A 23461-nucleotide genomic window follows, 5' to 3' on the forward strand; every position below is an offset into this window, starting at 1 on the left:
TATACGTCACCAACTTTGCGAGAGGGAAGTGCAGTTTCATGGCGTTTCATAAGTTCAACCGTCGCTTTGTCGCGGGTCTGGCGCTAACCGGCTTTATGCTTGCCGCCGCCGGTTGCCAATCGAGCGACAATGGCATCCTCAATCTCGGTTTCGGCAAGAAGACCGACCCGAATGCGCCAATACCGCCTCAGGATCCCAAGGTTCTCGCCAGCCAGTTGCAGGCCTACTGCCCGAAAGTGACGGTGCGTGACGGCACCGCATACTTCAATACCTACGCCAAGGGAGCGCCGCAGCCGAAAAAGAAAAAGGCTGATCCAACACAGGATGCCGAGGCCGCTGCCGCCGCGCAGACGGCGCCTGACGGCTCCATCGTCGATCCGAACAAGGATCCGGCCAAGATCATCTACCAGGCCTCGATCAGCGATGTGAGCCGCGATTGCAGCCGTGCCAACGGCCAGTTGACGATGAAGGTTGGCGTTGCCGGCAAGATCGTGCCGGGACCGCTGTTCGCCCCCGGCACCATCACCATGCCGATCCGCATTGCCGTCATGCACGGCCCCGACGTACTTTATTCGCAGATCCACCCCTATCAGATCCAGGTCAGCGATCCCTCGACCGCCACCCAGTTCGTGTTCACCGATCCCAACGTCGTCGTGCCCGAACCCTCCGCCCGGGATTACACTGTCTATGCCGGCTATGACGACACCGCGCCGGCGGCGGCGGACAAGAAGTCCGGCAAGAAAAAGAAGCGCGCTCCCGCGACGAACTAAGCGCCTGGGCACCGTCGCTGCTGCGACGGTGCCGGTCAACTCTTTGAAAGATCCAAACGATCCGATCGTAATCCTGCAGGCGTGCGCCTGCGTCATGTCGCGTCTGCGCTTTAATCTCGATCCATTTCGCCAGCGCACTTGACTCATCCATATCCCGGCGGTTATACGTCAATCAATAGCTCGCAGGTTATTGATCCCGATGCCGGACGCCCACGATACTTTGTTCAGAACGCTTGCCGACCCGACCCGGCGGGCCATCTTCGAGCGCTTGTGCCGCCAGGGTGAGCAGACCGTGGGGGCGCTGACGGCGCAGTCCGGGGTCTCGCAACCGGCGGTGTCGAAGCATCTCGGCGTCCTGAAGCTGGCCGGCCTGGTGCGTGACCGCCACGCCGGACGCCAGACCCACTACAGCGCCCAGCCCGCGGCACTTGGCCCGCTGACCGACTGGACAGTTCAAATGACTGGATTCTGGGAGAGCCGCTTCGATGATCTCGAGAACCTGCTGAAAAGGATGGACCAGTGAGCAATCCCGAGCTGCGCACCGTCGTCGTCGAACGTGAAATATCCTGGCCGGCGGAGAAGATCTGGCGCGCGTTGACGCAGCCGCATCTGATGGAGGAATGGCTCATGAAGAACGATTTCAAGCCTGTCGTCGGCCACAGCTTCAATCTTCGCGGCGACTGGGGCGGCGTGCTCGATTGCGAGGTCCTCGCCGTCGAGCAAGGCAGGACGCTGTCCTACAGCTGGGATTTTGCGCATGAGGATGCCGCCTACAATCTGAAGAGCGTGGTGACGTTCACGCTCACGCCCACCAGCAAGGGTACCCATCTGCGCGTCGAGCAGTCGGGTTTCCATCCGAGCCAGAAGCAGGCCTATGGCGGAGCCAGGGCCGGGTGGCAGCAATTCCTCACCAAGCTGGAACAGCTTCTGGCGAAGCCGGATTGAAGCCTGTCGGTACCATGCCCTGATCGCGAGGCACCGAATGCAAAAAGGAGGAAATCGATGAAGATCAAGCTGACCAGCGTCTATGTGGACAACCAGGACAACGCACTGCGCTTCTACACCGACGTGCTGGGCTTTGCCGTGAAGGCCGACTTCAGCAATGGGCCTTTTCGTTGGCTGACCGTCATCTCACCCGATGAGCCCGAGGGAGCCGAGCTACAGCTGGCGCTCAACGACAACCCGGCCGCCAAGGCCTACCAGCAGGCCATCTTCAAGCAGGGGCAGCCCGCGCTCATGCTGTTCACCGACGACGTCAAGGGTGATTACGAGCGCATCAAGGGACGCGGCGGTGCGTTCGCCATGGCGCCGACAGAAGTGACCGGCTCGACTATCGCCCAGCTCAACGACAGCTGCGGCAATCTCATCCAGATCACCCAACTGGCGCGTTGGTAGGCGCTGGTTTCAAGAGGAAGTTGCAATGAACTTGAGCAAATGGATACGTCAAACCCATCGTTGGCTGTCGATCATCTTCACGCTGACCGTGGCAGCCAATTTCATCACCATGGCGTTCGGGCAACCTCCGGCCTGGGTGGTCTATTCGCCGCTGCTGCCGCTATTCCTGCTGCTGTTCAGCGGCCTCTACATGTTCGTGCTGCCTTACGTCGCGAGATCGCGTGGCGAGCAGGGCGCGCAAGGGTAGGACATGGCCAAGGCGCCGGGAAAATCGAAGGTCGCAAAACCGGCCCCAGACAAGCCGGAAAAGCCGGTCCTGCTTTCGGGCGGCAACCCGCAGATCCCGAAGGCCTATGGGGACGCTCCGGTGCAGGCCTATATTGCTGCCATGCCGGGCTGGAAAAGCGATGTCGGGCGCTGGATCGACGCACTTATCGTCAGCGCCGTCCCCAGCGTCTGCAAGGCGGTGAAGTGGAACTCACCGTTCTATGGCATCGAGGGCGAGGGTTGGTTCCTCAGCCTGCATTGCTTCACCAGATACGTCAAAGTCGCCTTCTTTCGCGGCACGTCGCTCGATCCTGTGCCTCCCGGCGGTTCCAGGCAAAAGGAAGTGCGCTATCTCGACATCCATGAAGGCGAAGAGATCGACGAAGCCCGCTTCGCCTCCTGGGTGAGCCAGGCCAGCCGATTGCCCGGCGAGAAGATGTGAACGGAGGCAGACCATGAAGGTCAGCATGTCGAGCAAGGACGAGGGAGGCGCCTCTGCCTCCGAGCGGATAGATGCCCGAATCCGGGAGCTGGACGATTGGCGGGGCAAGACGTTGGCCAGCCTGCGCAAGACCATCCTCGACGCCGACCCGGAAATCATCGAGGAGTGGAAGTGGATGGGCAGCCCGGTATGGTCACGCGACGGCATGATCGCCGTCGGCAACGCTCACAAGGACAAGGTGAAGCTGACCTTTTGTCACGGTGCCAGCCTGCCGGATCCCTACAGGCTGTTCAACAACGGGCTCAACGGCAAGGTGTGGCGCGCCATCGATGTGTCGGAGGGCGACGAGATCGATGCGGATGCGCTGAAAGCGCTCGTCCGCGCCGCGATTGCCTACAACATGGCTAAGAAGAAACCGGCCAGGTCGGCCAAAGCCAAGGACTGATCGGTTCAGGCGTCCGACCACTCCGACAGAGCGGCAATCACACTTTTCAGTTCGGCCCATCGGCGGATGACGGTTTCGGCGCCGGCTTCGGTCAGCACATCGGCATGGCCGGGATAGCTGTGCGCGGCGCCGGTGAAGCCGATCACGCGCATGCCAGCGGCCCTGGCGCCGGTGACGCCGTGCACCGAATCCTCGATGACGAAGGTGTTTGCCGGATTGGCGTTGAGTTGCTGCGCCGCGATCAGGAACACATCCGGCGCGGGCTTGGTTTTCTTGCTTGGTATTTCCAGCGCTGAAAAAATCCGGCCGGCGAAGAACGGCAGCAGGCCCACTTTCTCGAGCATGAACTCGATCCGCTCCAAGCGTGAGTTCGAGCAGACGCAGCGCGGCGCGGTGACTGCGGCGACCGCCTCGCGCACGCCGTCGATGGCGCGCACGTCGCTGCGCAGTTTGCGGTCGACCAGCTCTTCGGCCCGGTCGATCATCGAGGCCTGGAACGGGATGGCGGATTTTTGCTCGACCCGCATCATGATGTCCTTGAAGGTCAGTCCGGCATAGGTTTCGGCGTATTCCTCAGCCGAGATTTCATATCCGGCCAAGGTCAGCAATTCGGCCTCGACGCGGGCTGCGATGATTTCGGAATCGACGAGCACGCCGTCGCAATCGAAGATGACAAGATCTGGCTGGGGCATGGCAATCCGAACGAGGGAGGGTGATGGAGGCCCGGCAAGGCTCAAGCGGCGCGACATACACCAACGGGCCGGGCTGCGCAAATTGACGACGTCAGGGCTGCCTGGACCGTTGCGTCCTTCACCGAATATTTACGCTGATCGGTAACCATAACGGGGAGTAAACAGTAACGCGTGCCTTGGGTGTAAAAATGTCTGCCGTGCGTCTTGTCGCCGACCTCTCCCACGCCCCCCAGCAATCCGAGTGGCTGGACACGATCCTCAAGGGCGATTGTGTCGCCGCGCTCGACCGGCTGCCGGAAAAATCCATCGACGTCATCTTCGCCGATCCGCCTTACAATCTGCAACTCGACGGCGATTTGCACCGGCCCGACCAGTCCAAGGTCGACGCCGTCGACGATGACTGGGACCAGTTCGAGAGCTTCGAGGCCTATGACGCCTTCACCCGCGCCTGGCTCCTGGCGGCACGCCGCGTGCTGAAGCCGAATGGCACCATCTGGGTCATCGGCTCCTACCACAACATCTTCCGCGTCGGCGCCAAGATGCAGGATCTCGGCTTCTGGATTCTCAACGATGTCGTCTGGCGCAAGACCAACCCTATGCCGAATTTCCGCGGTCGCCGCTTCCAGAACGCGCATGAGACCATGATCTGGGCCTCGCGCGACCAGAAGGGCAAGGGCTATACCTTCAATTACGAAGCGATGAAGGCATCGAACGACGACATCCAGATGCGCTCCGACTGGCTGTTCCCGATCTGCACTGGCGGCGAGCGGCTGAAGAACGACAATGGCGACAAGCTGCATCCGACGCAGAAGCCGGAAGCGCTGCTCGCCCGCATCATGATGGCCTCGACCAAGCCGGGCGACATCGTGCTCGACCCGTTTTTCGGTTCCGGCACCACCGGTGCCGTGGCCAAGCGCCTCGGCCGCCATTTCGTCGGCATCGAGCGCGAACAGGCCTATATCGACGCCGCCAATGAGCGCATCGATGCCGTGCGGCCGCTGGAAAGCGCCGATCTCGCCGTGCTCACCGGCAAGCGCGCCGAGCCGCGCGTCGCCTTTGTCAGCCTCATCGATACCGGGCTTATGCAGCCCGGCGCCACGCTTTACGATGCCAAGAAGCGCTGGTCGGCCAAGGTACGCGCCGACGGCACGGTTGCCATCGGTGACAGCGCCGGCTCGATCCACAAGATCGGCGCCGAAGTGCAGGGCCTGGACGCCTGCAATGGCTGGACCTTCTGGCACTATGAGCGCTCGGGCGGCCTGACCCCGATCGACGAACTGCGCCGCATCGCCAGGCTCGGTATGGAGCGCGCAGGGGCCTGAGATTCAAGGTTTAAATTCGGCGCTCTACGACGGCCCCCCTCTGCCCTGCCGGGCATCTCCCCTCAAGGGGGGAGATTGCTGTCATCAACGCTTTCGCCAATTTTTGATCTTGCAAGGTGAGAACGGCCGCAGCGGCTGCTGATCTTCCCCTTGGGGGGAGATGCCCGGCAGGGCAGAGGGGGGCGCCATAAAGCGCTACCTTCGACCCCTCTGCGTAGCTCAGGTCGCGATGCCATACCGCTCAAGGTCCGCCTTGAGCGTTTTTGCATCTGTGAACAGCACAGCATTCCAGCCAGCCGCCCTGGCTCCATCGACATTCCTGGGGCTGTCGTCGATGAACAGCGTGGCTGACGGTTCGAGACCGAACGCGGCGACGTGATGGTCGTAGATGGCGCGGTCGGGCTTGATCTCACGGATATCGGCCGACACGGTCACGCCGCGCGGGCGGCTGAGGAAATCGAAGCGCAGCCTCGCCTCGGCAAGCGTGTCGGCGGCGAAATTCGTCAGCATGGTCACGTCGCGGCCGCTCTCGATCAGACCGAGCATGATGGCGACGCTGTCGTCATAGGCATGCGGCACCATGTCATTCCAATAGCGACGGAAATTGCGAATATTTTCAGCATGATCCGGGTAATCCGCGATCAGCAGCGCTTCCGCCTCTTCCCACGTCCGGCCACGGTCCTGCTCGATGTTCCAGTCATGCGTGCAGACATTGTCGAAGAACCACTTGCGCTCTTCGGCATCGGGAATGAGGCGGCTGAACGGAATGTTTGGATCGTAGTGGAGCAAGACGCGGCCGATGTCGAACACGATATGGCGGATTTCAGTCATTTCTGGCCTTTCAAAGCGAATGCTAGTCAATTGGGCGGTGTTTTTTGGTTGCGCGCGGTATCGCTGCTTCGATGACCTTTTTCATGACCGTCGGCAGCGCTTCACCGGAAATGTCATGGGCCAGCGACCAGAAATGCCCTTCCGGCGCATCACTTTTCACTTGAGCGTGAAAAACTTCGAGCTCGAGCGCGAAATGGGTGAAGACATGCGCGATCTCTCCAGCGCGCCGCCAGTCCGCAGCGAAGGGCGCTGCCTCCGAAGTGGTTGCGCCGTCTATCCGGGCTGTCCAACCTGTGGTCGGCACCTCGGTCATGCCGCCGAGCAGGCCCTTGTCAGGCCGCTTGCGCAGCAGGATGGCGCCGTCGCCTCGCTCGACGACGAAGGCGGCACCCCGCCTGAGTGGTTTGTCGACCTTGGGCAGGCGGACCGGAAAGCGCTCGGGGTCGCCGGACAGGATGGCGCTGCAATCCTCGCGCACCGGGCACAGCATGCAGCGCGGCCGTCTTGGCGTGCAGATCGTGGCGCCAAGGTCCATCATTGCCTGGGCGAAGTCGCCCGGCCTTGTCTGCGGAACCAGTCTTTCGACGAGCGCGCGGATCTCGGGCTTTGCCTCGCTGAGCGGCGTTGCGATCGAATAGAGCCGCGAGATGACACGTTCGACATTGCCGTCGACGACCGCCGCCGGACGGTCGAAGGCGATCGCCGCGATCGCCGCCGCCGTATAGGCGCCGATCCCCGGCAATTCCCTCAATCCCGTTTCTTTGTCGGGAAAACGGCCGCCCTGGCTCGCAACCAGATCGGCGCAGGCCTTGAGGTTGCGCGCCCGTGAATAATAGCCGAGCCCGGCCCAGGCCTTCATCACATCCTCGGCCGGCGCAGCCGCCAGCTCCTTCACATCAGGCCATTTCTCGACAAAGGCGCGAAAATAGGATTTTACCGCTTCGACCGTGGTCTGCTGCAGCATCACTTCCGACAGCCAGATGCGATAGGGGTCCGGCCGTGCACCGCCGGCCGCCGCGTGCGGCGTGATCCGCCACGGCAGTTCGCGATGGTGCGCGTCGTACCAGGCAAGCAGACGCGCGGCGATCTCTCCTGATAGAGTTGGTTCGGATGCGGCCTTGCGGGTCTGTTCGTGCAGTGCCATTGATCGCGGGCTGGCTCTAGGCTGGTGAGGAGCGTGGCTGGAGAACGTACATGGCAGGGAGAACGCCTTACGGCAATCCCGTTCCGGTGAGCGATCTCGCGACCGCGATCCTCGACCCCGTGCTGCGCAAGCGGGCCGGCATTTCGATCGGGCTGGTGCAGTCATGGGAAGAGATCGCCGGCCCCAGGCTCGCCGGCCATTCGCGCCCCGAAAAAATCCAGTGGCCGCGCCGCATGCATGAGGACGATCCGTTCGAGCCGGCGGTGCTGGTCATCGCCTGCGAGGGCATGGCCGCGCTGCACCTACAGCACGAGACCGGCGAGATCATCAACCGCGTCAATGCCTTTCTCGGCTTCAACGCGATCGGCAGGATCCGGATCGTGCAAAAGCCGGTGCTGAGGGACAAAGCCCGGCCGAAACCGACGCCGAGAGCACTGACTTCTGTCGAAAAGGCCAAATTGTCGGATACCGTCGGCAAGATCGAGGATGAAGGCTTGCGCGCCTCGCTGGAGCGTCTTGGCGCCACAATTCTTGGCCAAAGGAAGCGGCCAAGGTAATCAACCGGTAATCAGTCGGTCATGAACGCGTCATCTATCTCGCGCATTCGTGATCCTGCATGTAGAGTTTGGCGATTGGAATGGGGACGGCGATGCCTTAATTCCCGCCAACTCTCGCCTTTTCTAGCCTTTGCGTTGCAAAATCAAACCACAGTCAGGTGATTCGCATGAACCGTAGCTTGTCCCGCAGAAACCTCCTGTCTTCGCTGGCCGTCATTCCGGCAGTGGCTATGCTCGCCGCATGCAGCGATTCAGGCGAGGATGCCAAAGCAGCGGATGTGAAGCCTGCGGCTCCCGCGCCTGCTTCGACCCCTGCCACTCCGGCCGCCGTCAAGGTCCCGGAGTCTTCCGGCAATGTCGACATGGCCGAACTGCTGAAGCCCGGCGCTTTGCCCGACAAGCAGCTCGGCAAGGATGACGCCAAGGTCACCATCGTCGAATATGCCTCGATGACCTGCCCGCATTGTGCGCATTTCGCCGCGACCACCTTCCCTGAGTTGAAGACCAAGTACATCGACACCGGCAAGGCGCGTTACATCCTGCGCGAATTCCCGTTCGATCCGAGCGCCGAGGCCGGTTTCATGCTGGCGCGCTGTTCGAAGGACAATTATTTCCCGATGGTCGACGTGCTGTTCAAGCAGCAGGCCAACTGGGTCGGCGTCAACAATACCAAGGATGCGCTGCTGCAGATCTCCAAGCTCGCCGGTTTTACACAGGAGTCCTTCGAGGCCTGCTTGACGGACCAGAAACTTCTGGACGATGTGAGATCGGTCCAGAAGCGCGGCGCCGATGAATTCAAGGTCGACTCGACGCCGACCTTCTTCATCAACGGGAAAACCTACAAAGGTGCGATGTCGATTGAGGAAATATCGGCCATCATCGACCCTCTGCTCTGACGTCCAGGCGGCGCCGGAGCGACTGCGCTTCGGCGTCAGCGCACCTTTGTGCCTTCCAGGCAGGCGCGAATGAAGTTTTCGCGCCTTCGCCTCCTCGGCTTCAAGTCCTTCGTCGAACCCGGCGAGTTCGTCATCGAACGTGGCCTGACCGGCATTGTCGGGCCGAATGGCTGCGGCAAGTCGAACCTTGTCGAGGCGATGCGCTGGGTGATGGGCGAAAGCTCATACAAGAACATGCGCGCGTCCGGCATGGACGACGTGATCTTTTCCGGCTCGGGAACGCGCCCGGCCCGCAACACCGCCGAAGTCACGCTGTTCCTCGACAATAGCGACCGGACCGCGCCCGCGGCCTTCAACGACGCCGATGAATTGCAGGTGTCGCGCCGCATCGAGCGCGAAGCCGGCTCGCTCTACCGCATCAACGGCAAGGAAGCCCGCGCCAAGGACGTGCAGCTTCTGTTCGCCGACCAGTCGACCGGCGCGCGCTCGCCTTCCATGGTCGGACAGGGCCGTATCGGCGAACTGATCCAGGCCAAGCCGCAGGCGCGCCGCGCGCTGCTCGAAGAGGCCGCCGGCATTTCCGGCCTGCACACGCGCCGTCACGAGGCCGAGCTTCGGCTGAAGGCGGCCGAACAAAATCTGGAACGGCTGGACGATGTCGTCGGCGAACTGGAGAGCCAGATCGAAAGCCTTAAGCGCCAGGCGCGCCAGGCATCGCGCTTCAAGAACCTGTCGGCCGATATCCGCAAGGCGGAAGCCACGCTCTTGCATCTGCGCTGGACTTTGGCCAAAACCCAGGAGGGCGATGCGCGTTCGGCATTGGCGGTTGCCACAGCTCTGGTCGGCGACCGCGCCGCCGCCCAGATGGCTGCCGCCCGTGAGCAAGGCATCGGCGCCCACCGGCTGCCCGATCTGCGCGATGCCGAGGCCGCGGCTGCCGCCGCCTTCCAGCGGCTGTCGATCGCCAAGGCGCAGATCGAGGAGGAGGCAGGCCGCATCCGCGCCCGCCAGGCCGAACTCGAGCGCCGGCTGCAGCAGCTCGACGGCGACATCGCCCGCGAGGAGCGCATGGTCCGCGACAATGCGGATATTCTTGAGCGCCTGCGCGAGGAAGAAGCCACGCTCAACTCCGAAAATGCCGGCGCCGCCGAGCGCGAGGCCACGACGCGGGCCGCTTTCGAGCAGGCCGGCGCAACGCTGTCGCAGAGCGAAGCCAAGCTCGCTGCGCTGACCGCAGAACGAGCGGAGGCCGCCGCCGCGCGCAATCAGATCGAACGCACGCTGCGCGAAAACGCCGAACGCCGCGACCGCTTTGCCCGCCAGCTGGCCGACGTCGACCGCGAATTGTCCGAGATTGTGTCGAAGGTTGCGGGTTTGCCTGACCCGGCCGAAAAACGTGCTCTGGTCGAGGACGCGCTCGCCCGGTTGGAGGAAGCGGAGGCCGGCGCCATTGCTGCCGAACAGGCGGTCGCCGAGGCGCGCGCCACCGAGAGTGCCGCTCGTCCGCCGCTGCAGGACGCCAGGTCGGAGCTCGCCGGCATCGAGACCGAAGCGCGCACGCTGGCCAAGATCCTCAATGCCGCCAGCGGCGATCTTTTCCCGTCGGTGCTTGAGCAGCTCAGCGTCGAACGTGGCTATGAGACGGCCCTTGGTGCTGCGCTTGGTGAGGACCTCGACGTGCCGCTCGACCACAGCGCGCCGGTGCATTGGGGCGAAAGCCAGGTTCAACCAGGCGATGCGGCCTTGCCGGAAGGCATCAAGAGCCTCGCCAGCGTGGTGCGCGCGCCTTCGCAGCTTGCCCGCCGGTTGGCGCAGATCGGCATCGTCGATGCCGCCGACGGCAAACGCCTGCAGACGCTGCTTGCCCCCGGCCAGCGGCTGGTCAGCCGTGACGGCGCGCTGTGGCGCTGGGACGGGCTGACCGCCAGCGCCGATGCACCGACCGCGGCCGCGCAAAGGCTGGCGCAGAAGAACCGGCTGGCCGAGCTCGATGCCGAGGCGGTACAGGCGACGCAGATCGTGCGCGAGGCCGAAGCCGCCCTTGCCCAGGCCGAACAGGCACTCCGCCAGGCGAGCGAGGCCGAACGCAATGCGCGCCAGGCCGGGCGCGATGCCCAGCACGGCCTGGACGCCGCCCGCAGCGCGCTGGCCGAGGCCGAAAAGGCCGGTGGCGAGCTGGCAAGCCGCCGCGCCGCCCTGGACGAGGCGCGCGCGCGAATCGTCGACAGCCATGAAGAAACGGCCGCCGCCTTCGCCGAGGCCGAAGTGCTGCTGCAGGACGCCCCCGATCTCGGCGACCTGCAATTGCAGCTTGGACAATCCGCCGCCAATGTCAGCCGCGATCGCGCAACCTTGGCCGACGCGCGCGCCGTCCATGAAGGCCTGCGCCGCGAAGCCGAGGCGCGCACGCGCCGGCTCGACGCCATCGGCGCCGAGCGCAGCAACTGGTTGCAGCGGGCCGAAAACGCCTCGACGCAGATTGCCTCGCTGGGCGAGCGCAGGGCCGAGGCCGAGGCCGAGCGCGAAACGCTGGCCGACGCCCCCGACGAGATCGACGCCAGGCGGCGCGCGCTGCTGTCGCAGCTGACCGAGGCCGAGACCTTGCGCAAGGCGGCCGCCGACCGTTTGCAGGAGGCCGAGAACAACCAGGCCGAGCTGGACAAGGCCGCCACCGCGGCGATCCAGTCGCTGGCCGATTCCCGCGAAACCCGCGTCCGCGCCGAAGAGCGATTGACCGCCGCCGACGAGCGCCGGCTCGAGGTCGAGGCGCGCATCCAGGAAACGCTGAACACGCCGCCGCATCTGGTCATTCGCCATACTGGCCTGGAAGCCGACAGCCCGATGCCCGAAATGGCCGAGATCGAGCGCCAGCTCGACCGGCTGAAGGTTGAGCGCGAGCGGCTCGGCGCCGTCAATCTGCGCGCCGAGGAAGAGCAGAAGGAACTGTCGGACCGGCTGGAGGCCATCGTTTCCGAGCGCGAGGACATCATCGAGGCAATCCGCAAACTGAGGCAAGCGATCCAGAGCCTGAACCGCGAAGGCCGCGAACGGCTGCTTGCCGCTTTCGAGGTGGTCAACGGCCATTTCCAGCGGCTGTTCTCGCATCTGTTCGGTGGCGGCACGGCCGAATTGCAGCTGATCGAATCCGACGACCCGCTCGAAGCCGGGCTCGAAATCCTGGCCCGTCCGCCCGGCAAGAAGCCGCAGACCATGACGCTGCTGTCCGGCGGCGAGCAGGCGCTGACGGCGATGTCGCTTATCTTTGCCGTGTTCCTGACCAATCCGGCGCCGATCTGCGTGCTCGACGAAGTCGACGCGCCGCTCGACGATCACAATGTCGAACGCTTCTGCAACCTTATGGACGAAATGGCCGCGACCACCGAGACGCGCTTCGTCATCATCACCCACAACCCGATCACGATGGCGCGCATGAACCGCCTGTTCGGGGTGACCATGGCCGAGCAGGGCGTCAGCCAACTGGTCTCGGTCGATCTGCAGGCCGCCGAGGCGATGCGGGAGGCGAGCTGACGCAGCATGCTTTGTTGATTTCGTCGGCGATGGCGTCGATCCGACTGTTGCAACAGGACCGTCGCCCTTGCGACCTGCTTGCGACGCGCATTCTGTAAGGTTCGAAGAGAAGGAATTTAAGCGCCACCTGAGAGCGAACGCCAAAGCCCACATGCAAAGCGCCGGCCAACGCGAAAGCGATGCCTACAAGGCGCAGATGGCAATTGGCTCCGACAGCAATTCAGCTGCCACGTTTATCGGAAGCCCAGGAAGCTCAGTATCGCAATCACGATAACGACTGCTCCGATGAGCCAGATTATGTTGTTCACCGTATCTCTCCCGAACTAGTTGCTGGGAGTGAACTCGTAAGAGCCTACTAATGTTCCCGCATTTTCTGCGTCGAAACAAAATGGCGGCCATCGCTTCGTCGATTGCCAGACCAAGGTCCGAACAGGGTATGACTGAAGTCCTGACGTCGGAGCCATAGGCCCGAAGGCGGGCAACCTATGCCCTCCCGATACATTGGAACCGGGCTGCCGAGCATGAGTCCCTTCATCGGTGGTCAATCGGGTGCCCGCCATTCCTGAGAGGTTAGCGGGCACCCGATCGTCGTGACACCGCCAAGCGGTGTTCGTTCAATAGAGAGGCTGACAGTGACCTTTGTCCAGAGATCAGTGCGTGACGGCGCAACCCGACCCGCAAACGACAACGACAGTCCTGCGGAAGTTTCTTCCGTTCTTGACCTCATACCATCGGCTGACGACGACAAGGTCGCTGAGCTTGTCAGGCGAACAGAGCGCCTGGCAATCGCAGTGGTTATCGGAATCGCGGTTCTGCTGATCTTGGCGCCGGTGGTTTACCTTGCACTTTCTTACGGGATCTGAGACGGCCCGACCTATGGGATCTGAAATGGCCTGATTGGTCTCGTAAATCTCACAAATTGTGCCGACGGTCTTCCTCGCAAGACGGGTGTTTCCCGTCACAGATCAGGAGATCGAACGCGACGACATAGAAGGGTCCTGTGCAGCGCTCCTTTGTCGAGTGGCGTAACCCTGGTGGTCGGCTTGAAAGAGCGCCTTTACCAGAAGTTGCCAACAGGAGCTGCTGTCGCAACTTCTTCTTTCGATACGCCGTGTTGCACGGGAGCAGCCGTCACTGATCGCGCCCGTGGACCGACGACGCTACTCGGAACCAAAGGGATGGGACGCGGTTATCCCCGCGAAGGGATAATTAGCAGGTGGAGATATTACAATGAAAACAATGATCGTGAGCGCCTTGGCGCTGTTCATTGCCATGCCGACGATAGCTCCAGCAGCCGAAGCTGACGTGGTCATCACGACCCACCATCGACATCATCACAGGAGCGTAAAGGTCATCAATGACCAGGGTCAACGCCTTCATCACCGCAGACACGGCACGGTTGCCTTCTACGACCACGGCCGCAGACATCATCGCCGGGATACGGTCATCGTGACCGGCTCGATCGAGCGCAGCCATCATCGCTATTATCGACATCATCGGCATCATCCCGTCGTCATCCAGGACGACAACGATTACTGATCCTCTCCGCACGGCCCCGGCTCTGTCAACGGAGTCGGGGTCGCGTGGGAGTCAGATAGCTCCTGACGGCAGCCATCGATAAGGTCGGTAAATCATTGATTCCAAAGGCATGTGATTTGGCTGGGGCGCCAGGATTCGAACCTGGGAATGTCGGTACCAAAAACCGATGCCTTACCACTTGGCGACGCCCCAGCAAGCGAGCTTTGCCCGTTGCGCGCGGCCTTATAGGACGAGCGGCACGAAAGCTCAATGCCGAGTTGGCCACTGTGCAAAACTGATCCACCGCTTGGCGCGGGGACGCGCTATTCGCCCCAGACCGCCAACTCGTTGCCAGCGGGATCGGTGAAATGGAACCGCCTGCCGCCCGGGAACGAGAATATCGGCTTGACGATCGTGCCGCCGGCGCTTTCGACAACGTCGAGCGTTGCTTCCAGATCCTGGGAATAGAGCACCGGCAATGGTTTCGCCGGCGCCTCCGCTGCATCGGCCTGGAAGCCGCCATCGAGCCCTTCGCCGAAGGCCGAATAGGTCGGCCCGTAATCGGTGAACGACCACGAGAAGGCGGCGCTGTAGAAAGCCTTGACGCTGTCCAGCGTCGCGCCGGTCGCGGGCAGTTCGAGATAGTCGAGTTTTCCGTTGAGTTTCATCACGCTGCTCCCAACTTGTTCCCTATATGTTCTATATCCTGGGCAGCGATCCGGCAAGTCTTTTCGACGCAGCTTTTGCTTAATCGATTGTAGTCGCCGGGCTTCGCTGCCACACCTTGCCTTTCGCACTGCAGCATAATAACGCTCGGGTCGGAACGCGGGGGAACCGGGTCTTGGCCCCGGTGTTCTATCTTCCGAGGACTTGGAGGGCGAGCATGACCAAATGGGTCTACACCTTCGGCGATGGCGCCGCGGAGGGACGTGCGGGCGACCGCAACCTTCTCGGCGGCAAAGGCGCCAATCTGGCCGAGATGTGCAGTCTTGGCCTGCCCGTGCCGCCGGGCTTCACCCTCACCACCGAAGTCTGCAACGCCTATTACGCCAACGGCAACAGCTATCCGGCCGCGTTGCAGGCCGATGTCGTCAAGGCGCTGGACCATATCGGGCAGCTGACGGGGCGCCGTTTCGGCGATCCGTCGAAGCTGCTTCTGGTCTCGGTCCGCTCCGGGGCCAGGGCCTCGATGCCGGGCATGATGGACACCGTGCTCAATCTCGGCCTCAATGACGAGACGGTCGAGGCGTTGGCAGCCGATTCCGGCGATGCCCGCTTTGCCTATGACAGCTACCGCCGCTTCATTCAGATGTATTCCGATGTCGTCATGGGTCTCGACCACGAAGTGTTCGAGGAAATCCTGGAGGACCAGAAGGCGAGCCTCGGCCACGAGCTCGACACCGAACTGACAGCGCAGGAATGGCAGAGCGTCATCGCCCTTTACAAGGCCAAGGTCGAGGAGGAACTCGACAAGCCGTTTCCGCAGGACCCGCACGAGCAGCTGTGGGGGGCGATCGGCGCGGTGTTTTCCAGCTGGATGAACAACCGCGCCATCACCTACCGGCGCCTACACGACATCCCGGAAAGCTGGGGCACGGCGGTCAATGTCCAGGCCATGGTATTCGGCAACATGGGCGAGACGTCGGCCACCGGCGTCGCCTTCACGCGCAACCCCTCGACCGGCGAAAAGATGCTCTATGGCGAATTCCTGGTGAACGCGCAGGGCGAGGATGTCGTAGCCGGCATCCGCACGCCGCAAAACATCACCGAGGCGGCGCGCATCGCCGCCGGCTCCGACAAGCCGTCGCTGCAGAAACTGATGCCGGACGCGTTCCGGTCCTTCGTCGACATCTCCGACCGCCTGGAACAGCACTACCGCGACATGCAGGATCTCGAATTCACCATCGAGCGCGGCAAATTGTGGATGCTGCAGACGCGTTCCGGCAAGCGCACCGCCAAGGCGGCGCTGAAGATTGCCGTCGAAATGGCGCGCGACAAGCTGATCACGACGGAGGAGGCGGTCGCCCGCATCGATCCCGCCTCGCTCGATCAGCTGTTGCATCCTACCATCGACCCCAAGGCCGCGCGCGATGTCATCGGCGTCGGCCTGCCGGCTTCTCCGGGCGCCGCGACCGGCGAGATCGTCTTCTCGTCCGCCGATGCCGAGGATCTGAAGACGCAAGGTCGCAAGGCAATCCTGGTGCGCATCGAAACCAGCCCCGAAGACATTCACGGCATGCATGCTTCAGAAGGCATCCTGACCACGCGCGGCGGCATGACCAGCCACGCCGCCGTGGTCGCGCGCGGCATGGGCAAGCCTTGCGTTTCGGGCGCCGGCTCGCTGCGTGTCGACTACAAGGCCGGCACGCTGATGTCGATGGGCCAGACCTTCCGCAAGGGCGACATCATCACCATCGATGGTAGCAACGGCCAGGTGCTGAAGGGCGCCGTGTCGATGCTGCAGCCGGAACTGTCGGGCGATTTCGCCGCCATCATGGAATGGGCCGATGCGGTGCGCCGCATGAAGGTGCGCACCAATGCCGAGACGCCGCTCGATGCGCGCATGGCGCGCTCCTTCGGCGCCGAAGGCATCGGCCTCTGCCGCACCGAGCACATGTTCTTCGACGGCGAGCGTATCGTCGCCATGCGCGAGATGATCCTGGCCGATACCGAGAAGGGCCGCCGCACCGCGCTTGCCAAGCTGTTGCCGATGCAGCGCTCGGATTTCCTCGAACTGTTCGAGATCATGGCCGGCCTGCCGGTGACGATCCGGCTGCTCGATCCGCCGCTGCACGAATTCCTGCCCAAGACGGAAGCGGAGGTGGCGGAGGTCGCCGCCGCCATGAACGTCTCGCTCGACAAGCTCAGGCAGCGCACCGAAGCCCTGCACGAGTTCAACCCGATGCTCGGCCATCGCGGCTGCCGCCTCGCCGTCTCCTATCCCGAGATTGCCGAGATGCAGGCGCGCGCCATTTTCGAGGCAGCCGTCGAGGCCGGCAAGAAAGCCGGCGCGCTGGTCGTTCCCGAGATCATGGTGCCGCTGGTCGGCCTGGTGAAGGAGCTCGACTACGTCAAGGCGCGCATCGATGCGGTCGCCAAGGCTGTCATGGACGAGACCGGCGTCAAGATCGACTATCTCACCGGCACGATGATCGAGCTTCCGCGCGCGGCGATCCGCGCCCACGTCATCGCTGCTACGGCCGAGTTCTTCTCCTTCGGCACCAACGACCTCACCCAGACCACTTTCGGCATCTCGCGCGACGATGCGGCGTCATTCCTCGAGACCTATCGGCAGAAAGGCATCATCGAGCAGGACCCGTTCGTCTCGCTCGACATCGAGGGCGTCGGCGAACTGGTGCGCATGGCTGCGCAAAAGGGCAGGGCGACACGGCCCGACATCAAGCTCGGCATATGCGGTGAACATGGCGGCGATCCGGCCTCGATCCGCTTCTGCGAAGAGGTCGGCCTCGACTATGTCTCGTGCTCTCCCTACCGCGTGCCGATCGCAAGATTGGCCGCAGCCCAAGCCGCGGTGCAGATTGCCAAAACAGCAGTGCCGCGCCCCAAAAAGAGCGCCGCGGCATCCTGATTTCGACACAGTCCTTTCGGTATCGATGAAACGGCCACCCCTGGGTGGCCGTTTGGCGCTAAGCTTACGATTTTGTAAGCAAATTCACGCTGATGTGCGCGCCCCAACACGCAATCCCGACATCGTTTCTTCCCAATTTCACGGCCCCCCAACCCGCCCGGTGCCGAGAAAAAGATGTTACAGATTTCGCCCAGACCCTTCCGCTCGATCCTGATTATCCAGACCAAGTTCATCGGCGATATCGTGCTCTCCTCCACGCTCGCCAGGAACCTGCAGCTCGAATATCCCGGCGTCAGGATCGTTTTTCTCTGCGAGGCCCGCCTCGCCAGTTTCGTCACCGCGCACGGCATCGCCGCCGAGGTCGTGACCTTCCGCCGCGCCGCCATGCGCGGCACCCCGCTGGAGCGTGGGCGCGAGCTCTATTCTATGATCAGCAAGCTGCGCCAATTCCGTTTCGACCTGACCATCGACCTCACCGATTCAAAGACATCGCGGCTCATCGTCAGGTTCCTCAACGCCAGCACCCGCATCGGCTACAATCCTCCGGAAAGGCCGCTGCGCTGGCATGAGCGCCAGCCCGCCAATGTCTTTGCCGAGCCGTTCGGTTTTGGCGAACGTCACTATCTCTACCGCTACCTTTCGCCGCTCGAGCCGCTCGGCGTCGGCCTGCGCGTGCGGGTGCCGTCGATTCGGCCATTGCCGATGGAGACGGCGAGGGCCCAGGCATTGCTGGACAAACACCATTTGCGGCCAAACGGCTTTGTCGCGGTGCATGCCGGCGCCAGTTTTCACGGCCGGCGCTGGCAGCATGAACGCTTTGCCGCCGTGATCGACACGATTTCGCGCGAAACGGGACTGGATTTCGTACTCGTCGGCGGCCCTGACGAGCGCAAGCCGGCCGAGCAGATCCTCGCCAGTGCCGCGTCAATCGTCAACCTCGTCGGCGCGCTGTCGCTGGAAACGCTGCTAGCGGTGTTGCAGCAGGCGCGGCTGTTTGTCGGCAATGAGAGCGGCCCCATGCACATGGCAGCAGCGGCCGGAACGCCGGTTGTCGGCCTTTTCGGCCTGACCAGCCCGGCCGTCTGGGGACCGGTCGGCGTGCCCAGCCTCGCCTTGCAGCCATCCATGCCGTGCAATTGCGTGGCGGGCAGCCTGTGCAATCCGCTCGATCCCAGCAAGGCCTGCTGCGTCTGGCGCCTCGAGGTCGAACCGGTCGTCGCGGCCGTGCGCGAAGTCCTCTCACGCACGCATGTGGAACTGGAACACGCCGTCTGACGGTGCGCGGCGGTCACATTGTCGGGATATCAGCTTTCTCACGGCCACTATCCCAATTTCCGCCTTGTTGCGGGTCCTGGGATGCGGCTATGACAGCGCTGATTCTCAGACAAGACAGGCATCCCTTGCAAAAGCTGTTTTGCGCCTTGGCGCTATCTATCCTGGCCGTGTCCTCGGCCCAGGCCGCGCCGCTTGTCGAGCCGACGCTGCATCTGAAGGCTGAGGATGGTGGCAGTGGCAATGTCGGCCGCGTCGCGCTTACGCTCGACGCCTGCGGCGGCCAGACCGATACGAGGATCCTGTCGGCGCTGGTGGAGAACCGGATTCCGGCGACGATCTTCGTCACCGGCATCTGGCTGAAGCGCAACGCCGCCGCCGTCGAGATCATGCGCGCGCATCCGGACCTGTTCGAACTTGAAAACCATGGCGGCCATCACATCCCGGCCGTCGACACGCCGCGCAAGATCTATGGCATCCGCAGCGCCGGCAGCCCAGAAGCGGTGCGGGCCGAAGTCGAATCGGGCGCCGCCGCTCTCGCTGGCACCGGCGAGCCGGCGCCGAAATGGTTTCGCGGCGCGACCGCCGAATACAGTCCGTCGGCCATCGCCATGATCCGCAGGCTCGGCTTCAAGATCGCCGGCTTTTCGATCAACGGCGATGGCGGCTCGTTGCTTGGTGCAAAAGAAACCGCCCGGCGCATCGCCGCCGCCAAGGATGGCGATGTCATCATCGCCCACATCAACCAGCCGACCCACGCCGCCGGCGAGGGCGTCGTGCAAGGTCTGCTCGCGCTGAAGGCCAAGGGGCTGATGTTCGTGCGGCTGGATGACGCCGACGGTGTCGGCAACGACGGGACGACTGATTAGGATTGGGCGGCGGCAGGCAGTTTCATCGCCTTTGGACTGACGTCGCCGACGTTTGAGATTAGCCGAGGCCTCTAAACTTCGGCATCCCAGGATGAAACAGGAGCGAAGCTCCGTCGCGAAGACCCTGGGATGATGAAGCGAGCAACGGCGGCTTGATTCGCTTGCTCAGGCCGGTGCTGCTTCGATCGTCACCCTGTTGGGATAGAAGGCGCCGTGGTCGCGAATCTCAGCCATTTCGTCGAAGGGCTGCTCATAGCCCCACATTGCGTCCTTGCCGGTCTCGCCGGCCGGCAGCACGCTCCAGTAGCTGGCGTCGCCCTTGTAGGGGCAGTGGGTCGACAGGGTGGTTTTGCCGAGCTGGGTGAAGTCGATGTCTTCGAAGGGGATGTAGAATGCCTGGGGGTAGGGCGGTTCGGACAGAAGCTTCGCTCGCGTCGAGGAGGCGATCACCGTATCGCCGGCACGCACGACCACGGTACCGCGATAGGGTTCGACGGTGATGACCTTGCCGGGATTGCTCTGAAAGCCGGGGGCGGGGTTGGCGATCTGGTCCATGCGGGGTTCTCCTTGTTCGATTGGGAGCACAGTCCGATTGAGAGAGTGCGGGGTTGCTTCCCATGTCCCTAAAATGTGTCTGGAGAACTCGTTGCGCAAGCCTTCGCCAGTAGGCCAGAGCTGGCCTTCCGATCACTAAAAACGATCCCGCGTGGAATGCTCAGGCTGCGGTCTTGAACACGTCCATGAGGCCGGCATAGGCCGCGGCAATACCGGCTACCGGGTTGGTGCTTCTTAACGTCGTCTCGACCTTCAGTGGGCCGCCGCCTGTCGGCAAGGTGAGCAGCAGAAACTGGCGATTGCCGCCGTCGCCGATCGATGCGGCGGCGACATGCTGGCCTTCGCCTTCGTTCTGGACGCACATTTTGAACAGCAGCGTGCCGCCGACCGCCTCAAGGGCGCCGCCGACCACCTCGACAAATTCGTCTTCGGAAACCTTTTTGGCCTCCGGCACGAGATCGGCCAGACTTGCGGCAAGCGTGTCTTCAAGCTCTTTGTCGTCGAGTTGAATATCGTCCAACTGCACGTCTTCGGCCCCGCTGTCATCCAGCTGCCTGTCGTCGATCTGCCTGTCGTCGATCTGCTTGCCGTCGATCTGCTTGTCGTCGAGCTGCGTGTCCATGCGAACCTCTTTCAGTCGCCAATCCGCACCCTACCCCGTTAACGAACCTTAACGTCGACGATGGCCGGATTGTGGCGGTTTTCCCCGCCTTTCGATCACTGCTTGCTTCAGCCGTTAACGGTTGGAGACGTCATGGCTGGACAATCCGTCCGTTCGTCCCACAATGGAACAAAAGACGGGAAAAACGAGGAAGCAATGGGAGGAACCAGATGCTCGGACTGATGCAGGAATGGCCGCTGCTCTGCCACAAGCTGATCGACAATGCCGAGCGGCAGCACGGGACGCGCGAGATCGTCTCGCGCTCGATCGAAGGTCCTGTCGTTCGCACCACCTATGCTGAAGTTCATCGCCGCGCGCTCCAGGTCGCTCAACGGTTGGAGCGCGATGGCTTTGTGCTCGGCGACCGCATCGCGACCCTGGCCTGGAACACGGCGCGCCACATAGAGGCCTGGTACGGCATCATGGGCATCGGCGCCATCTACCATACGCTTAACCCGCGTTTGTTCCCCGAGCAGATCGTCTGGATCATGAACAATGCGCAGGATAGAGGGATCTTCGTCGACCTGACCTTCATGCCGCTGCTGGAAAAGATCGCCGGCGCCGTCAAATCGCTGAAAAAGGTGATCGTCCTGACCGACAAGGCGCATCTGCCTGAAACGACGCTGCCGAATGTGGTTGCCTATGAGGACTGGTTGAACGAGGCCGATGGCGACTTCGCCTGGAAGGTTTTCGGCGAAAACACCGCAGCCGGCATGTGCTACACCTCCGGCACGACGGGCGATCCCAAAGGCGTGCTCTACAGCCACCGCTCGAATGTGCTGCATGCCATGATCGCCGCCATGCCCGACGCCATGGGCCTCTCCGCGCGGGACACGATCCTCCCCGTCGTGCCGATGTTTCATGCCAATGCCTGGGGCCTTGGCCAGAGCGCGCCGATGATCGGCGCCAAGCTGGTCATGCCCGGTTGCAAGATGGACGGCGCCTCGATCTACGAGCTGCTCGACACCGAGAAGGTGACCTTCAGCGCCGCCGTGCCGACCGTCTGGATGATGCTGCTGCAGCATCTGGAAGAGACCGGCAAGAACCTTCCCTTTCTCAGCAAAGTCGTCATCGGCGGCTCGTCCTGCCCGCGCGCCATCATCAGGAAATTCCAGGACAATTATGGTGTCGAAGTCATCCATGCCTGGGGCATGACCGAAATGTCGCCGCTCGGCACGCTGTGCACCATGAAGCCGCAGTATCAAGCGCTCGAGGGCGAGGACCGGCTCGATATCCAGGGCAAGCAGGGCTACCCGCCCTTCGGGGTCGAGATGAAGGTGACGGATGACGACGACAAGGAACTGCCTTGGGACGGCAAGACCTTCGGCCGGCTGAAGGTGCGCGGTCCAGCCGTCGCCAGCGCCTATTATGGCGGCGTCGGAGCCGAGCAGTTCGACAAGGACGGCTGGTTCGACACTGGCGATGTCGCCCATATCGATTCCGGCGGCTACATGCAGATCACCGATCGCGCCAAGGACGTCATCAAGTCGGGCGGCGAGTGGATATCGACCATCGACCTGGAAAACCTCGCCGTCGGCCATCCCGATGTGGCCGAGGCCGCGGCGATCGGCGTCCATCATTCGAAATGGGGCGAACGGCCCTTGCTGGTCGTGGTCGCCAAACCCGGCAAGGAGCCGAGCAAGGCCGATATATTGGCGTTCATGGACGGCAAGGTGCCGAAATGGTGGATGCCCGACGACGTCGCTTTCATCAGCGAAATCCCGCACACCGCCACCGGCAAGATCCAGAAGATCACCTTGCGCAAACAGTTCAGCGACTACCGCCTGCCGACGGATTGATCGGGACCGTGCGATTCCTTGACCTTCAAGCTACCGGCGGCAAAAACGTTAGGGCAGGGGATGTTCAATTTGAGCATCCTTTGCTCTAAGCGTCTGTGCGGGTTGGGGCGGTGCTGAAGACAATGGAAATTGACGAGCGGCAGACATCGAAGGCGGCCGGCTGGTCGCGGCGCACGGGCGCTTTTGCCCTGGTCCTGCTGCTGACCGTGCTGGCCGGCCATCATTTCGAACTGGTCGAAACGCCTGCCTTTCTATGGGTGCTGGCGATCGTCGCCTTGCTGGCTGCATTCGCTTTGCTGTTTGCGGGCCTCGCTTTGTCCAGGCTGTGGCATTTCGGCGACCGTGGCGGCCGCGACCTCTCGGTCGGCGCCTTGCTGGCGCTGCTGGTGCTGACGCCCTACGGCTTTGCCACCTATTTGGCGGCGACCACGCCGCCCCTGAGGGACATTTCGACGGACCTCGACAATCCGCCGGTGCTCGACACCAGCGACCGCACCAAGGACATGAACGTGCTTTCGCCGCCTACGCCCGGCGAGGCGCGCCTGCAGGCCGACGCCTATTCGCTGGTCACCGGGCACAGCTACAATCTGCCGTTCGAGACCGTCGTCGACGCCGTCGAAACCGTGCTCGACCGCCGCGACTGGCAACTCACCGCGCCATACCCGGTGACGGACGGTCAGGACGAGGTGACGATATCGGCGGTGGCCAGGAGCTTCGTCGTCGGCCTGCCCGCCGACGTCGCCATCCGGGTCAGCAATGACGGCGACACGATCGTCGTCGACATGCGCTCGGCCTCCCGCTACGGCCGCTACGACCTCGGCGACAATGCGGCGCGCATCGTCGGGTTCCTCGCCGAACTCGACCGGGAGGTTGCGGGCCAGGTGGGTGCGGCTCCGGCCGAGTAGTTCT

The 23461-nt window shown here is 63.0% G+C and carries 23 protein-coding genes and 1 tRNA gene; 17 read left to right on the plus strand and 7 right to left on the minus strand.

All coding sequences use genetic code 11. The annotated features are described in order from the left end of the window. Positions 1 to 38 precede the first annotated feature (38 nt). The 7 genes from NKI46_RS24950 (at position 39) to NKI46_RS24980 (ending at position 3319) form a co-directional block, all read left to right on the plus strand. Positions 39 to 770, plus strand: a complete 732-nt coding sequence (locus tag NKI46_RS24950) for a hypothetical protein (protein WP_352748289.1) — start codon at positions 39 to 41, stop codon at positions 768 to 770. Positions 771 to 969: 199 nt separating this feature from the next. Further along, positions 970 to 1293: an ArsR/SmtB family transcription factor gene (locus NKI46_RS24955; RefSeq protein ID WP_023830047.1), complete on the plus strand. Its 324-nt coding sequence runs from the start codon at positions 970 to 972 to the stop codon at positions 1291 to 1293. Then, on the plus strand, positions 1290 to 1715 hold the full coding sequence (locus NKI46_RS24960; protein ID WP_023701998.1) for an SRPBCC family protein: 426 nt from the start codon (positions 1290 to 1292) through the stop codon (positions 1713 to 1715). Before NKI46_RS24955 ends, NKI46_RS24960 begins: the two co-directional genes overlap by 4 nt. Positions 1716 to 1772: 57 nt before the next feature. After that, positions 1773 to 2165 (plus strand): VOC family protein, encoded by a 393-nt coding sequence (locus NKI46_RS24965; protein WP_023668397.1) that lies wholly within the window; start codon positions 1773 to 1775, stop codon positions 2163 to 2165. 25 nt (positions 2166 to 2190) lie between these two features. After that, entirely contained in the window at positions 2191 to 2412 is a 222-nt protein-coding gene (locus tag NKI46_RS24970; protein ID WP_023668396.1) for a hypothetical protein, read from the plus strand. 3 nt (positions 2413 to 2415) lie between these two features. Beyond that, positions 2416 to 2874 (plus strand): DUF1801 domain-containing protein, encoded by a 459-nt coding sequence (locus NKI46_RS24975; protein ID WP_023668395.1) that lies wholly within the window; start codon positions 2416 to 2418, stop codon positions 2872 to 2874. Between the two features lie 13 nt (positions 2875 to 2887). Beyond that, on the plus strand, positions 2888 to 3319 hold the full coding sequence (locus NKI46_RS24980; protein WP_352748293.1) for a DUF1801 domain-containing protein: 432 nt from the start codon (positions 2888 to 2890) through the stop codon (positions 3317 to 3319). A gap of 5 nt (positions 3320 to 3324) precedes the next feature. Here NKI46_RS24980 and NKI46_RS24985 read toward each other — a convergent pair whose 3' ends face one another. Further along, the gene (locus NKI46_RS24985) at positions 3325 to 4011 is read right to left on the minus strand and encodes an HAD family hydrolase (RefSeq protein WP_023698533.1); all 687 of its coding nucleotides are present in this window, start codon (positions 4009 to 4011) and stop codon (positions 3325 to 3327) included. Positions 4012 to 4199: 188 nt separating this feature from the next. On the opposite strand from NKI46_RS24985, the gene NKI46_RS24990 reads away from it, so the two are divergent. After that, positions 4200 to 5333 (plus strand): site-specific DNA-methyltransferase, encoded by a 1134-nt coding sequence (locus NKI46_RS24990; RefSeq protein ID WP_023727472.1) that lies wholly within the window; start codon positions 4200 to 4202, stop codon positions 5331 to 5333. 219 nt (positions 5334 to 5552) lie between these two features. On the opposite strand, the gene NKI46_RS24995 is transcribed toward NKI46_RS24990, so the two are convergent. Together NKI46_RS24995 and mutY are read right to left on the minus strand one after the other, a co-directional pair. Further along, complete coding sequence (locus tag NKI46_RS24995) at positions 5553 to 6164, minus strand: HAD family hydrolase (RefSeq protein WP_023754849.1); 612 nt, start codon at positions 6162 to 6164, stop codon at positions 5553 to 5555. Between the two features lie 22 nt (positions 6165 to 6186). Further along, positions 6187 to 7308, minus strand: coding sequence for an A/G-specific adenine glycosylase (mutY, locus tag NKI46_RS25000; protein ID WP_352748297.1), 1122 nt, complete (start codon positions 7306 to 7308; stop codon positions 6187 to 6189). A gap of 50 nt (positions 7309 to 7358) precedes the next feature. Here mutY and NKI46_RS25005 point away from each other — a divergent pair, with 50 nt between their 5' ends. The 4 genes from NKI46_RS25005 (at position 7359) to NKI46_RS25020 (ending at position 13828) form a co-directional block, all read left to right on the plus strand. Next, a complete protein-coding gene (locus NKI46_RS25005; protein WP_023687168.1) occupies positions 7359 to 7865 on the plus strand; it encodes a DUF721 domain-containing protein in 507 nt (168 codons plus the stop codon). 167 nt (positions 7866 to 8032) lie between these two features. Next, positions 8033 to 8761, plus strand: a complete 729-nt coding sequence (locus tag NKI46_RS25010) for a DsbA family protein (RefSeq protein WP_023692056.1) — start codon at positions 8033 to 8035, stop codon at positions 8759 to 8761. Between the two features lie 69 nt (positions 8762 to 8830). Further along, on the plus strand, positions 8831 to 12289 hold the full coding sequence (gene smc / locus NKI46_RS25015) for a chromosome segregation protein SMC (RefSeq protein WP_352748300.1): 3459 nt from the start codon (positions 8831 to 8833) through the stop codon (positions 12287 to 12289). Between the two features lie 1230 nt (positions 12290 to 13519). Next, positions 13520 to 13828 (plus strand): hypothetical protein, encoded by a 309-nt coding sequence (locus NKI46_RS25020; protein WP_023670691.1) that lies wholly within the window; start codon positions 13520 to 13522, stop codon positions 13826 to 13828. A gap of 117 nt (positions 13829 to 13945) precedes the next feature. On the opposite strand, the gene NKI46_RS25025 is transcribed toward NKI46_RS25020, so the two are convergent. Together NKI46_RS25025 and NKI46_RS25030 are read right to left on the minus strand one after the other, a co-directional pair. Further along, positions 13946 to 14020, minus strand: a tRNA-Gln gene (locus tag NKI46_RS25025). Between the two features lie 110 nt (positions 14021 to 14130). After that, positions 14131 to 14475, minus strand: a complete 345-nt coding sequence (locus NKI46_RS25030) for a VOC family protein (protein ID WP_023670692.1) — start codon at positions 14473 to 14475, stop codon at positions 14131 to 14133. Between the two features lie 215 nt (positions 14476 to 14690). On the opposite strand from NKI46_RS25030, the gene ppdK reads away from it, so the two are divergent. The 3 genes from ppdK to NKI46_RS25045 all read left to right on the plus strand — a co-directional run bounded on the left by ppdK (position 14691) and on the right by NKI46_RS25045 (position 19537). Beyond that, a complete protein-coding gene (ppdK, locus tag NKI46_RS25035) occupies positions 14691 to 17396 on the plus strand; it encodes a pyruvate, phosphate dikinase (protein ID WP_352748303.1) in 2706 nt (901 codons plus the stop codon). A gap of 174 nt (positions 17397 to 17570) precedes the next feature. Then, on the plus strand, positions 17571 to 18671 hold the full coding sequence (locus tag NKI46_RS25040; RefSeq protein ID WP_352748305.1) for a glycosyltransferase family 9 protein: 1101 nt from the start codon (positions 17571 to 17573) through the stop codon (positions 18669 to 18671). 89 nt (positions 18672 to 18760) lie between these two features. Further along, positions 18761 to 19537: a polysaccharide deacetylase family protein gene (locus tag NKI46_RS25045; protein WP_352748307.1), complete on the plus strand. Its 777-nt coding sequence runs from the start codon at positions 18761 to 18763 to the stop codon at positions 19535 to 19537. 165 nt (positions 19538 to 19702) lie between these two features. Here NKI46_RS25045 and NKI46_RS25050 read toward each other — a convergent pair whose 3' ends face one another. Continuing rightward, positions 19703 to 20092 carry a DUF427 domain-containing protein gene (locus NKI46_RS25050; protein WP_023698131.1) on the minus strand — a complete coding sequence of 130 codons (390 nt, stop codon included), beginning with the start codon at positions 20090 to 20092 and terminating at the stop codon, positions 19703 to 19705. Positions 20093 to 20252: 160 nt separating this feature from the next. Further along, complete coding sequence (locus NKI46_RS25055; protein ID WP_352748354.1) at positions 20253 to 20612, minus strand: hypothetical protein; 360 nt, start codon at positions 20610 to 20612, stop codon at positions 20253 to 20255. A gap of 311 nt (positions 20613 to 20923) precedes the next feature. On the opposite strand from NKI46_RS25055, the gene NKI46_RS25060 reads away from it, so the two are divergent. Further along, positions 20924 to 22552: a fatty-acid--CoA ligase gene (locus NKI46_RS25060; protein WP_352748309.1), complete on the plus strand. Its 1629-nt coding sequence runs from the start codon at positions 20924 to 20926 to the stop codon at positions 22550 to 22552. Between the two features lie 122 nt (positions 22553 to 22674). Further along, positions 22675 to 23457: a DUF1499 domain-containing protein gene (locus NKI46_RS25065; protein ID WP_352748312.1), complete on the plus strand. Its 783-nt coding sequence runs from the start codon at positions 22675 to 22677 to the stop codon at positions 23455 to 23457. Positions 23458 to 23461: the final 4 nt, after the last annotated feature.

Source organism: Mesorhizobium sp. M0615 (assembly GCF_040320805.1).
Classification (GTDB): Bacteria; Pseudomonadota; Alphaproteobacteria; order Rhizobiales; family Rhizobiaceae; genus Mesorhizobium.